Here is an 11,972-nt window from a genome sequence, read left to right as displayed (position 1 = left end):
CGGGTCACTTCCCCTTCTTGCCGTTGTCCTTGTCATCGTCAGACGGATCCTTCTCGTTGCCCGAATTGTTCCCCGGTCCCTTGTTCGAGTTCTCGTCGGACCTCTCGTCGGGGCCGCCCTCGGTGACGTCGTCTACCGGCTCATCGTTGATGTCGGACTCGGTGTCCGTGTTCGTCGACGTGTCCGTCTGATCCGACTCCGGCGGCGAGTCCGTCTCGGGGGAGGTCGGTGTGAACGCCTCGCCGGCCGACGTCCGAGACGCGACCCGGCCGGGCGATTCCCCCGGAGGGGAGAAGGCCCAGATCCCCGCCACGATGATCATCGCCGCCGCGACGACGGCCATCGTGCTCAGTGCTCCCGCGCGCAGCTTCCGTGCGGCGCGGCGTCGAACTGTCGGAGGTGCGGCAGCGGTGGCGATCTCCTGGGTGGGGCCGGTGGTCGGGCCGTCGGTCATGATGGGCATCAGGACAGTCGGGGCGGGTTGTGGTGCTGTGCGTTCACCGTCGGAGGATGGGGCGTCGCACAGGAAGGCGGCCGCCTGCGCCACCTCGCTCGCGGAAGGGCGCTCCTCGGGGACGACGCGGGTCATGCGGGCGAGAAGCGCGCCCCAGCGCGGGCCCACAGAATCCGGTATCACCGGAGTCTCCGCAAGCCTGCGCAGCGCGGTCGGCACCTGCCCCATCATCGGGAAGGCGGGTTCGCCGGTCAGCGCTTCTATGAGCACGAGCCCCAGAGAATAGATGTCCACTGCAGGGGTGAGTTCTGCTCCTCTGACCTGCTCGGGTGCCATGTACGCTGCCGTACCGACGACGCCGCCCGGCGATGTCACGCGTGGTTCCGAGAGGCTGTACGCGATGCCGAAGTCCGTGAGCTTCGCGGTCCAGCCCGCTTCCCGTCGGGAGGCACGTGCCAGCATCACGTTCGACGGCTTCACATCGCGGTGGATGATGCCCGCGTCATGCACGACCTGCAATGCCTCAGAGAGATCGCGGGCGAAAGCAGCGGCCTCCTGGCCGGACAGCGGACCCTGAGTCAGGCGCGAGGCGAGTGTCGGCCCGTCGATGTACTCCATCGCCAGGTACTGAGCGTGCCCCGGATCCAGCCTCGCGTCGTAGAGCGTCACGAGCGATGGATGGTTCAGCGAGGCCAGAACAGTGGTCTCGCTGTGCACGCGTTCCATGGCCGATGGCGCTTCGTCCGCCCGGCCGAGCAGCTTGATCGCCACGGTTCGTCCGAGGAACGTGTCCTCGGCGCGGTAGACCACGGCCATCCCACCCCGACCGAGGCATGGGCCGAGACGGTAGCGTCCATCGAGCAGAATCTCGGTCGCATGCTCGTCGATCGTATCCATGCCGCGCTCCACGTCACGCGGCTCGGGTACCGCGCTCGTGGCGACTCTACGAAACGTCTCCTGCGTCGTCTTGCGCCTTGACACGGCTCATCGAACGTGCTTGGAGACAGATCATCGGAACGCCCGCAGCCGCAGGCTGTTGCCGACGACGAACACGCTCGAGAACGCCATGGCCGCTCCGGCGAGCATCGGGTTCAGCATCCCGAGCGCGGCGATCGGAATCGCAGCGACGTTGTAGGCGAACGCCCAGAACAGGTTCGACTTGATCGTGCCGAGCGTCTTCCGTGACAGGCGGATGGCGTCGACGGCGCTGCGCAGGTCGCCACGGACGAGCGCGATGTCGGATGCTTCGATCGCGACGTCCGTGCCGGTGCCCATCGCGAGGCCCAGATCGGCCTGCACGAGCGCGGGCGCGTCGTTGACGCCGTCGCCGACCATCGCGACGACCTTGCCCTCACGTTGAAGCCGCGTGACGACGTCGACCTTGTCCTTCGGCAGCACCTCGGCGATGACGTCGTCGATGCCGACCTCTGCCGCGATCCGACGGGCGACCGCCTCGTTGTCCCCGGTGAGCAGGATGGGAGACAGCCCCAGCTTCTTCAGCTGGGCGACGGCTTCGCCGCTCGTCGGCTTGACCGTGTCGGCGACGATCAGGATGCCGCGGGCGGCTCCGTCCCAGGCGACAGCCACGACGGTCTGCCCGTCGTTCTCCGCCGCAGCCTTCGCCGCGGCGACAGCAGGTGAGAGAGTCAGGCTCCATTCGGCGAGGAGAGACTCCCGCCCGACAACGACGCTGTGTCCGTCGACGACGCCCTGCACGCCCTTGCCCTCGACGTTCACGAAGCTCTCGACGCTCGCGAGTGCGCCGGTCTGCGCGGTGGCCGCCTTCGCGATGGCCTGGGCGATCGGATGCTCGGACGCATCCTCCAGTGCACCGGCCAGACGCAGCAGCTCCTCAGCATCCGTTCCCGGTTCCGCGGTCACGCCGACGAGCGCCATTCGCCCCGTGGTGACGGTCCCGGTCTTGTCGAGCACAACCGTGTCGACCTTGCGGGTCGACTCGAGCACCTCAGGGCCCTTGATGAGGATGCCCATCTGCGCTCCGCGACCCGTGCCGACCAGCAGCGCCGTCGGTGTGGCGAGCCCGAGTGCGCATGGGCACGCGATCACGAGCACGGCGACGGCGGCCGTGAACGCCGCAGCGGCGGGGAATCCGGCGATGAGCCATCCGGCGAGCGTGACGACGGCGATGCCGATGACGATCGGCACGAAGACGCCGGAGATGCGGTCGGCGAGCCGCTGCACCTCGGCCTTGCCGGTCTGCGCCTCCTCGACGAGCCGCGCCATCTGTGCGAGCTGCGTATCGGCGCCGATGCGCGTCGCACGCACCACCAGGCGTCCTCCGGCGTTGACGGTCGCTCCGGTGACGGCATCCGCCGGGCCGACCTCGACAGGCACCGATTCGCCGGTGAGCATGGACGCATCGACCGCCGATGTACCGGAGACGACCACGCCGTCGGTGGCGATCTTCTCGCCGGGCCGCACGATGAACTCATCGTCGACGTGCAGCTCGTCGACCGGGATGAGGGCCTCGATGCCGCCCCGCAGCACAGGGACGTCCTTCGCTCCGAGCTCGAGCAGCGCGCGCATGGCCGCCCCGGCCTGGCGCTTGGCGCGTTTCTCGAAGTAGCGGCCGGCGAGGATGAACATCGTCACGCCCGCCCCGACTTCGAGGTAGATGTTGGCGGTGCCGTCGGAGCGCGACAGTGTGAACTCGAACGGATGGGTCATGCCCGGCATACCGGCGCTGCCGAGGAACAGCGCGTACAGCGACCACAGGAACGCCGCCGACGTGCCCATCGAGATCAGCGTGTCCATGGTCGCGGCGCCGTGGCGCAGGTTGGTCCAGGCCGCCGTGTGGAACGGCCATGCGCCCCACACGATCACCGGTGCAGCGAGCGCCAGCGACGCCCACTGCCAGTAGGTGAACTGCAGTGCGGGGATCATCGCCATCGCGATCACCGGCACTGTGAGGATGATCGAGATGATCAGACGCTGACGCAACGAGGTGAGTTCGGGATCGGTATCCGTCGGGGCGGGAGCCTTGGCGTTCTTCGGCACGGGGAGTGCTGCGGTGTATCCGGCCTTCTCGACCTCCGCGATGAGCTGGGCGGCTTCGTATCCCGCCGGTACGCTCACCTTCGCCTTCTCGGTGGCGTAGTTGACCGTCGCGGCGACGCCCTCGAGTTTGTTGAGCTTCTTCTCGATGCGCATGGCGCAGGAGGCGCAGGTCATGCCGCCGATCTCCAACTCCACGTTCGATCCGGACACACTCATCGCAGACTCCTCTCGTGCCTGTTCTCGTCGTAGCGGGCGCTCAGGCGCGTACGGCCGAGTAGCCGGCCTCGTCGACGGCGGCGAGCACGTCGGCGTCGTCGATCGCGTCGGTCGCGGTGACGACGAGCGTCCCCGCCTGCGCGCTCACCTGGATGTCTTCGACTCCCGCGATCTGGCTGACCTCTTCGCGCACGGACACCTCGCAGTGGCCGCAGGTCATTCCGGTCACCTTGTACTCGGCGGTGCTCATGTTCGGTTCCTTTCGATCGGATGCCGTCGCGGGCGTTCCACAACCATAACAGAGTACCCCCTGGGGGTATTCCGCACTCTTCGGTCGGCGTGGATTCGCTATGCCACAATGACCGCATGACCAAAGCCACCGCAGACCTCTACGACGAGTTCGGCGAAGAACTCCAGTCCCTCCCTCTCCAGCTGCGCAGCTTCGGCGGCCGGGCTGCGTTCGACGGTCCGATCCGCACGATCCGCTGCGTCGAGGACAACGCGCTCGTGAAGACGATGCTCGCCACGGCCGGCAACGGCGCCGTGCTCGTGGTCGACGGTGGCGGGTCGCTGCAGACTGCCCTGATGGGCGACATGATCGCGGCGTCCGCCGTAGCGAACGGCTGGGCCGGCGTCGTGATCCACGGCGCCATCCGTGACAGCGTCACGATCGATGATCTGGATCTCGGCGTGAAGGCGCTCGGTACGAACCCGCGCAAGAGTGCCAAGCTCGGCGCCGGCGAGGTCGATGTGGATGTCTCGTTCGGAGGAGTGCTGTTCCGGGTCGGCGCGCACCTCTACAGCGACGAGGACGGCATCCTCGTCGAGCGCTGAGCGCGCGCCGACCCGGCAGTGGAAACTCAGACGGCTGCGCGCAGGCCCTCCAAGAGCGGGGTCGTCGGGCGTCCGATGAGACGGGCGAGCGTGTCATCGGTGTCGGCGAGGGCACCGCCGCGGATGTCGGCGTCCAGAGTCGTCAGGAAGCCGATCGTTCCGTCGTCGAGTCCGGCGGCGGCCAGCCCTGCCGCGTGCTCCTCGGAAGACAGCGCCTTGTACTCGACCGGTCGGCCGACGACCTCGGCGATCGCGGCAGCGAGCTCTGAGAAGTCCCAGGCGACGTCGCCGCCGAGCTCGTACACCTCGCCGATGTGGCCGTCTTCGAGCAGCACGACGGCAGCAGCATCCGCGAAGTCACGTCGGCTGGCCGAAGCGACCTTCCCGTCTCCTGCGCTGGCGGCCAGCACGCCCGTCGACGCAGCCTGGGACACGCTTTCCACATAGTTCTCGGTGTACCAGTTGTTCCGGAGGATGACGGCGGGGATGCCGGACGCGGCGATCAGCTCCTCGGTCGCCTTGTGCTCGGGAGCGAGCACGAGGTCGCTCGTGGTGGCCTTGGGAGCGCTCGTGTAGACGAGCTTGGTGACGCCGGCCGCCTTCGCCGCATCGATGACCGCCTTGTGCTGCGGCGTGCGCTTGCCGACCTCGGAGCCCGAGATGAGCAGCACCGAGTCGACTCCGTCGAGCGCGGCGCTGACGGATGCCGCATCGTCGTAGTCGAGCGTCACGACACGGATGCCGCGAGCAGCGAGATCTGCGGCCTTCGACAGGTTGCGGGCGCCGGCGACGATCGTCTGCGGGTCGGCGCCGCGGGTGAGGAGGCTGTCGATGACGAGGCGGCCGAGCTGTCCGGTGGCGCCGGTGATGAGGATGGTCATGGGGGTCCTTTCGTGGAGCGGTCATCGGAGACAACTCGGCTCGGTTCGAGAACCTTCCGATCTATGGGTACCCACTTTGAAGTAAGGTACCTACATGGTGGTTAGTTTTGCGCAGATCAAGGAGACCATTCCGAATGTCTTCGAAGACGGCTGCAGCACGCGCGTCGTTCTCGACCACATCATGAGCAAGTGGGGTGTGCTCGTGCTGTCGAGCCTGTCCGACGGCACCCGCCGCTGGGGAGAACTGCGCCGCGAGGTCGACGGCATCAGCGAGAAGATGCTCGCCTCAACGCTGCGCACGCTCGCGAACGATGGCCTCGTGCATCGCGAGTCGTTTCCTGCCGTGCCGCCCCACGTCGAATACAGCCTGACGCCCCTCGGCGTCGACCTCATGGAGCGCATGCTGCCACTGGTCGCATGGGTCGCCGACAACGCCGACGGGATGCTGGGCCGCGAAGGCGCCTGACGGCGCGCTCCGGTCTGGACGGTCTCTGACAGTCAACTCCGGATCAGATCGACCCCGGCGGCGGTGAGCTGACGCAGTGTCGCATCGGGCAGGAACGCCCTGGTCAGGCCGCTGCCGATGCGCGCGAGATCGCCCTCATCGCGGTACAGCAGGTAGATCGGCTCGTAGCGGGGATTGAACTTCTTCTTGAACTGGTGCAGCGAGCGGAATCCGTACACCGGCTCCAGCATCCCGCCCATTCGCGACAGCAGCGAGGCGATCACGCCCTCGTCCACCGGCGACTCGTGCGCGAGCGGTGCGCCGGACAGCGACAGGATCTCCGCGCCCTCCTCCGAGAACGCCTTCGCGGAAGAGCCGATCAGGAACTCCATCACCGCGGCGAAGCCGCCGTCGCGCCGCCGCATCAGATCGAGCGTCCATCCGGTGATCCGTCCGCCGGCGCCGTACACCGGAAGCCAGCTGAGCAGCCCGTCGACGTCTCCGTCCGGGGAGATGGCCAGCGCCAATCGCACCTCGGGATCCTCTGCCTCGTGCAGCGTGCCGAGCGTGAAGCGCATCTCGGGCAGGCCCTTGTCGCCGACCCACGATTCGGAGATCGCCCTGAGCTGCTGCCGCGTGCCCCAGCTGACCTCGGCGAGAGTCGTCAGGCGGAACGTCATCCCCTCGCGTTCGGCACGGCTGAACGACTGACGCACCCTCGCCCAGGCCTTGCCCTGGAAGGTGAGGCCGGCGAGGTCGATGATCGTGTCGTCCGCGACAGTGAGCGACTGCCACCCTTCCGGAAGCAGATCGCGCGTTCGCGAGGAGGCGCTGAAGAAGCAGGGAGTCACGGCGTGCGCCTCAGCGGCGGCGATGAATTCCAGGACGGAAGCGCCGTGCCCTTCGGGAGGGCCGAGCGGGTCAGCGAGCGCGATAGCCGCCCCCGAGCGCAGCTGGAACGGCACGATGCCGCCCGACGAGGTGCGCAGGTACTCCATGCCGTCCCACGTGGTCATCCATGACAGCGTCCCGCCGCCGTCCTTCTTGATGATCTGCTTCACCTCGTCGACGCTGACGTCTCCGCCACCCAGAGTGCGGGCGCGTCGCCAGACCCGGAACGAGGCGCGCGTCGCGATGAGGAAGATCAGATAGCTGAACCAGAGGATGCCGGCAGATACCGTGACATCCACGTCACCGCGGATGGATCCGACGGCACTCTCCGGCGCAACCAGATAAGCGACCCTCAGTGCGAGGGCGAGCGCGCCGATCAGGATGTTGATCGCGGCGAGGATGATGGCGATGATCCACGCCCATCGCCTGCCGCGCCACAGACCGAACGCGATCAGGAGGATCACGGCGGTGTCGAACAGCACGTCCGGCAGCGCCGTCTCGAGCCAGAGGTCGGTCTCTCCGAAGGGACCGTTCGTCGGAGTGAGCATGACGATGAGCTGGATGACGCCGAGCGCGATGACGATGCTCACGGCGAGCAGGCGCTGCTCGTGCACCGTCGTGCGCTGCACGCGCAGCGAGCGATCGATCGACAGCACGAGCAGGATGGCCAGTGCATGCTCCAGATCGGCGAGGGTTCCGAGATACAGCAGACTGATCGCGGCGAAGCCGAGCACCACGAACCACGCCCGCTGCCGCCATGGTGCGGCGAAGAGCCCGATCGCCGCGGCGATGCACGCCATGGTTCCGCCGGAGGCGCCGACGTCGAGCGTCTGCGCCAGGTTCTGCGCCCACGGCCACGGCAGTGCCCGACCACCCGTGAGCAGCAGGGCGGCGCCGAAGACTGCGAACAGCTGCCCGAACCAGTAGTACAGCAGGGCGACCCGCCACCCGCGGCGATGCTCGAGGTAGGCCATGCCCCAGAATCCGAGGATCGTCGGGATGTACACCCACGGCTGGATCACGAAGAACGTGCCGGTGATCGGCGTCCACCACCTGCCCTGCTCAAGCGCGGGCAGCCCGTAGGCGACGACGTCGAACAGGGGAGTGCCCGCGAACGGTCGCCAGAGCCCTTGCCCTACGACGCCGACGATGAGGATCACTGCCACGAAGATGAGTGTCGCCGGTATCCGGCGGGCTAAGCCGAGGATCGCGGGAGTCTTCGAACGAGTCGCTTGCGGTGCCTCGGCGTTGCTCATGCCTTTAAGGTATCGACGTGCCGAGGTGTGGGGCAACGGCAACCAGCAGGTCACGCCGTCGCGAGGATCCCCGCCGTCACGCGCGCGCAGAAGTACAGGCTCTCGACCGGCACGCACTCGTCCGCCGAGTGGAACTGCCCGTACACATCGAAATCGTCCGGCACGCGCAGCGGCACGAACCCGTACCCGTGCACGCCGAGGCGCGCGAAGTGCTTGTTGTCGGCGGATGCCGGCAGCAGGTAGGGCACCACGACGCCGTCCGGGTCCTCCACAGTGAGAGCGGCGTAGATCGCATCGACGAACGGGCCGTCGATGGGCGCCGCGATCGGATGCATCGACCGCAGCCGCTCCACCTCCACGGTCTCTCCGGCCAGACGTGCGACCTCGGCGAGCAGGTCGTCCTCACCATCCGGAAGCGCCCGGAAGTCGACGGTCGCCTCGGCGCTGCCGGGGATGATGTTGCTCTTGTCCCCGGCGTGCAGCACAGTCGGCGCTGCCGTGTTCCGCGCGGCGGCGGCGATCACCCGCCCGACGAATCCGATGTCCTCCAGGTCGGCATCCAGATTCTCGTCGGTGAAGGCGACGCCGCGCGCCTCGCCGAACACCTCCAGAAATCTTGCCAGCGCCGGAGTGCGCACGATCGGGAACCGATGCGCGCCGATCCGCGAGACGGCGCCGGCGAGCTGCGGCACGGGGTCGCTCAGCAGCGGCCTGGATGCATGCCCTGCCTCGCCGCGCGCAGTGAGCCTGAGCCCGCCGACGCCCTTTTCTGCCGTCGCGAGCAGATATGCGCGACGTCCCTCGACGAGCGGCACCGAGAATCCGCCGACCTCGCTGACGGTACCGAACAGCACTGGACGATCCTCAAGGACAAGCTGGCAGACGACGGCATCGAGATCGAGGTGCGCACCATCACGGATGCCGTACAGCTCAACCAGGGCGTGCACGACGGCGAGCTCGACGTCAACCTGTTCCAGCACCTCATCTTCCTCTCCGACTTCAATGTGAACAGCGGCGGCACCCTCGTGCCGGTCGGCGCGACCGCGGTGTACCCGCTGGCGCTGTACTCCGAGCAGTACAAGAGCGTCGAGGAGATCCCGGATGGCGCGACCGTCGCGCTGCCGAACAACCCCACCAACCTCGCCCGCGCCCTGCTGAACCTGCAGCGTGCAGGTCTGCTCGAACTCGAGGACGGCGGCGACGCCTTCTCGACCGAGGCCGACATCACCTCCAGCACGATCGAGATCCTGCCGGTCGACTCCAACCAGACGGTCACCGCGCTCAAGGACGGCAGCGCCCAGGCCGCGATCGTCAACAACACCCAGGCCCAGAAGGGCGGACTCGGCGACGACCTGATCATCTTCAAGGAAGACCTCGACAACCCCGAGCTCGCGCCGTACATCAACGCCTTCGTCGTGAAGGACGAGGACAAGGACGACCCGCGCTGGGAGAAGCTCATCGAGGCGTACCACTCGACCGAGGTCGAAGACGCCGTCACCGAGTTGAACCAGGGCAACCTGCAGTTCAAAGCCGACTGGACCGCCGCTGACCTGCAGAAGGAACTCACCGGCCTCGAAGACAAGTTGCGCGCGGCGAAGTAACCGGTGACCGACATCATCTCGTTCGATCGGGTGTCCAAAGCGTTCCCCGGAACGCGGCGGGGGCCCGTCGTCGACGCCCTCGACGACGTCGACCTTGAAGTCCAGCGGGGCTCCATCGTCGGCGTCATCGGCTACTCCGGAGCCGGCAAGTCCACGCTCGTGCGCCTGATCAACGGACTGGAGAAGCCGACCGGCGGCACCGTGAACGTACTCGGAGTCGACGTCGGAGGTGCGTCGGAGACCGAGCTTCGGGGGCTGCGCGCGCGCATCGGCATGATTTTCCAGCAGTTCAACCTCTTCAATTCGCGCACGGTCCGCGGCAACGTCGCATACCCCTTGAAGGTCGCGGGCTGGAAGCGTGCCGACATCGGGCCGCGCGTCGCCGAGCTGCTCGACTTCGTCGGCATCGGCGACAAGGCGGGCCGATATCCGCGGGCGCTGTCCGGCGGGCAGAAGCAACGCGTCGGCATCGTCCGCGCGATCGCCGCGAATCCTGAGCTGCTGCTCGCGGATGAGGCCACCAGCGCCCTCGATCCGCAGACCACCGGCGAGGTGCTGGCGCTGCTCAAGGAGATCAATCGCCGACTCGGCATCACGATCGTCGTCATCACCCACCAGATCTCCGGCGTGCCGTCGGGTGACACCCTGGAGGCGCTGCTCATCGGAGGCGGCACGCTCGTGAGCGTCGACGTCAACGAGTTCACCAGCGAAGACATCGACGAGGTGTTCGAGAAGCACGGCGTGCGTCGCGCGGTCGTCTTCGGCGGGGTCACCGACATCCGCGGTCGGCAGCTGGGCACCCTGACGTATCGTCTGCAGGCGGGGGCGGATGCTGTCGCCGAGGCGGTAGGGGAGTTGTCGGCTCGTACGAAGGTCACGGTGCTGCGTGGCGCGGCAGAGGTGCCGGCATCCGGATCGTCATCCGGATCGGAGGGCGTCGCATGACCGGCATCCATCCACTCGCGAACTGGGATTCGCTGACGCCGGTGCTGCTGCAGTCGATCCAGGAGACCATCTACATGGTCGCCATCACCCTCGTGATCGGCGGCGTCGCCGGGCTTCTGATCGGCGCGGTGCTGTACGCCACGCGGCCGGGCAACCTGTTCGGCAACCGGATCGTCTTCAACGTGATGAACCTGGTGATCAACGTCATCCGGCCCATCCCGTTCATTATCTTCCTGACTGCTGTTGGCCCGGTCACGAAGCTCGTCGCCGGTACGACCCTCGGCACCGAAGCGGCGATCGTGCCGATGACGATCATGGCTGCGGTCGTGATCGGACGTGTCGTCGAGCAGAACCTCGTCGCCGTCGATCCTGGCGTGGTCGAGGCCGCGCTCGCGATCGGCGCGAAGCGGCTGTCGATCCTGTTCGGCGTCGTGATCCCCGAGGCACTGGCGCCGCTGATCCTCGGCTACACCTTCATGTTCATCGCGGTGGTCGACATGTCGGCGATGGCCGGGTACATCGGTGGCGGCGGACTGGGAAACTTCGCGATCATCTACGGCTACAACCAGTTCGATCAGCAGGCGACCTGGGTCACCGTGGCGATCATCATCGTGATCGTGCAGGTAGGGCAGATCTTCGGCACTGGCTCGCGCAGCGGGTGCTGCGGCGGTAGCGGGGTCGCGCTTCCGTTCCCGTCGCGATTTCTGTCGTCAGAATCACCGGAGGGCGACGGAAATCGCGACGGGAAGCGGCGCTAGCTCACCGCGGCCGTGATCAGGATCGGACGGTGATCGCTCGATCGCTGCGGCAGGGTCTGGATGCTGTCGATCGTGAAGCCGTCCGACGTCGCGAAGTCGTAGTGGCCCTTGAACACCCGGTAGCGGGTGTACGTGCGGTCATCGCTGAGCGTCAGCCTGTAACCGTGGTCGCGGATCGTCTGGCCGAGGTTCTCTTTGAACACGGGATAGTTGTAGTCGCCGACCATGAGCACCGGCACGCCGGGAGCCATCGACTCGAGCTCGGTGAGCGCCGCGCGGATCTGGTTGCGCCGCAGAGAGTTCAGCGCCGTGAGCGGCGCCGCGTGGAAGGACGCCACGATCAGCTCGCGGCCGTTGTCGATGTCCCGGAGGAGCGCACCGAGCACTCGTTCGTGGGCGGGTTTCAGCACGCGATCGTGCAGCGACTTCTTCAGCCCGAACGCGCGCATCTTCTTGAGCTCGAACGTGTTCATCCGGTAGTAGAGGGCCAACCCGAGACGGTTGCCCTGCGTCGCATGCGCGAACTTGAGCCCCGCGATCTCGTCGGGAAGCGCCGCGACATCGCATTCCTGCAAGCACAGGATGTCCGGCTCGTGCGCCGTGATGAGCTCTGCGAGTTCGGTCGCCGCACGATGCTTGCGCAGGTTGTAAGAGATCACCTTCATCTCTGCCA

The 11,972-nt window shown here is 67.2% G+C and carries 11 protein-coding genes and 1 pseudogene; 5 read left to right on the top strand and 7 right to left on the bottom strand.

Translation table 11 applies throughout. From position 1 onward, the window contains the following. Positions 1–4 precede the first annotated feature (4 nt). The 3 genes from HDC95_RS09510 to HDC95_RS09500 all read right to left on the bottom strand — a co-directional run bounded on the left by HDC95_RS09510 (position 5) and on the right by HDC95_RS09500 (position 3,938). Positions 5–1,351 (bottom strand): serine/threonine-protein kinase, encoded by a 1,347-nt coding sequence (locus HDC95_RS09510; RefSeq protein WP_259063205.1) that lies wholly within the window; start codon positions 1,349–1,351, stop codon positions 5–7. Positions 1,352–1,462: 111 nt separating this feature from the next. Continuing rightward, positions 1,463–3,688: a cation-translocating P-type ATPase gene (locus HDC95_RS09505; RefSeq protein ID WP_259063204.1), complete on the bottom strand. Its 2,226-nt coding sequence runs from the start codon at positions 3,686–3,688 to the stop codon at positions 1,463–1,465. A gap of 40 nt (positions 3,689–3,728) precedes the next feature. Further along, positions 3,729–3,938, bottom strand: coding sequence for a heavy-metal-associated domain-containing protein (locus HDC95_RS09500; protein WP_259063203.1), 210 nt, complete (start codon positions 3,936–3,938; stop codon positions 3,729–3,731). Positions 3,939–4,054: 116 nt separating this feature from the next. Here HDC95_RS09500 and rraA point away from each other — a divergent pair, with 116 nt between their 5' ends. Beyond that, entirely contained in the window at positions 4,055–4,522 is a 468-nt protein-coding gene (rraA, locus tag HDC95_RS09495; RefSeq protein ID WP_259063202.1) for a ribonuclease E activity regulator RraA, read from the top strand. 26 nt (positions 4,523–4,548) lie between these two features. Here the strand turns inward: rraA and HDC95_RS09490 are convergent, their stop codons facing one another. Beyond that, the gene (locus HDC95_RS09490) at positions 4,549–5,403 is read right to left on the bottom strand and encodes an SDR family oxidoreductase (protein ID WP_259063201.1); all 855 of its coding nucleotides are present in this window, start codon (positions 5,401–5,403) and stop codon (positions 4,549–4,551) included. 94 nt (positions 5,404–5,497) lie between these two features. Here HDC95_RS09490 and HDC95_RS09485 point away from each other — a divergent pair, with 94 nt between their 5' ends. Continuing rightward, positions 5,498–5,869, top strand: coding sequence for a helix-turn-helix domain-containing protein (locus tag HDC95_RS09485; RefSeq protein ID WP_259063200.1), 372 nt, complete (start codon positions 5,498–5,500; stop codon positions 5,867–5,869). A gap of 32 nt (positions 5,870–5,901) precedes the next feature. Here the strand turns inward: HDC95_RS09485 and HDC95_RS09480 are convergent, their stop codons facing one another. Both HDC95_RS09480 and HDC95_RS09475 read right to left on the bottom strand, forming a co-directional pair. After that, positions 5,902–7,995, bottom strand: a complete 2,094-nt coding sequence (locus tag HDC95_RS09480) for a bifunctional lysylphosphatidylglycerol flippase/synthetase MprF (protein WP_259063199.1) — start codon at positions 7,993–7,995, stop codon at positions 5,902–5,904. A 50-nt stretch (positions 7,996–8,045) separates the two neighbouring features. Continuing rightward, entirely contained in the window at positions 8,046–8,849 is an 804-nt protein-coding gene (locus tag HDC95_RS09475) for a peptidase dimerization domain-containing protein (protein ID WP_396652690.1), read from the bottom strand. Here HDC95_RS09475 and HDC95_RS09470 point away from each other — a divergent pair. The 3 genes and pseudogenes from HDC95_RS09470 to HDC95_RS09460 all read left to right on the top strand — a co-directional run bounded on the left by HDC95_RS09470 (position 8,781) and on the right by HDC95_RS09460 (position 11,214). Then, on the top strand, positions 8,781–9,596 hold the full coding sequence (locus tag HDC95_RS09470) for a MetQ/NlpA family ABC transporter substrate-binding protein (protein ID WP_396652692.1): 816 nt from the start codon (positions 8,781–8,783) through the stop codon (positions 9,594–9,596). The two genes, HDC95_RS09475 and HDC95_RS09470, sit on opposite strands and share 69 nt — an antisense overlap. A 3-nt stretch (positions 9,597–9,599) precedes the next feature. Continuing rightward, entirely contained in the window at positions 9,600–10,541 is a 942-nt protein-coding gene (locus HDC95_RS09465) for a methionine ABC transporter ATP-binding protein (protein WP_259063195.1), read from the top strand. Next, positions 10,538–11,214: pseudogene (locus tag HDC95_RS09460) on the top strand (methionine ABC transporter permease). Before HDC95_RS09465 ends, HDC95_RS09460 begins: the two are co-directional and overlap by 4 nt. Positions 11,215–11,295: 81 nt before the next feature. Here HDC95_RS09460 and HDC95_RS09455 read toward each other — a convergent pair. Further along, positions 11,296–11,964, bottom strand: a complete 669-nt coding sequence (locus HDC95_RS09455; RefSeq protein ID WP_259063194.1) for an endonuclease/exonuclease/phosphatase family protein — start codon at positions 11,962–11,964, stop codon at positions 11,296–11,298. Between the last annotated feature and the right edge of the window lie 8 nt (positions 11,965–11,972).

This window comes from Microbacterium sp. AK031 (assembly GCF_024807145.1).
Classification (GTDB): domain Bacteria; phylum Actinomycetota; class Actinomycetes; order Actinomycetales; family Microbacteriaceae; genus Microbacterium.
Note: the sequence above shows the minus strand (reverse complement) of the source record. Positions and strands in the feature narration are given on the sequence as shown.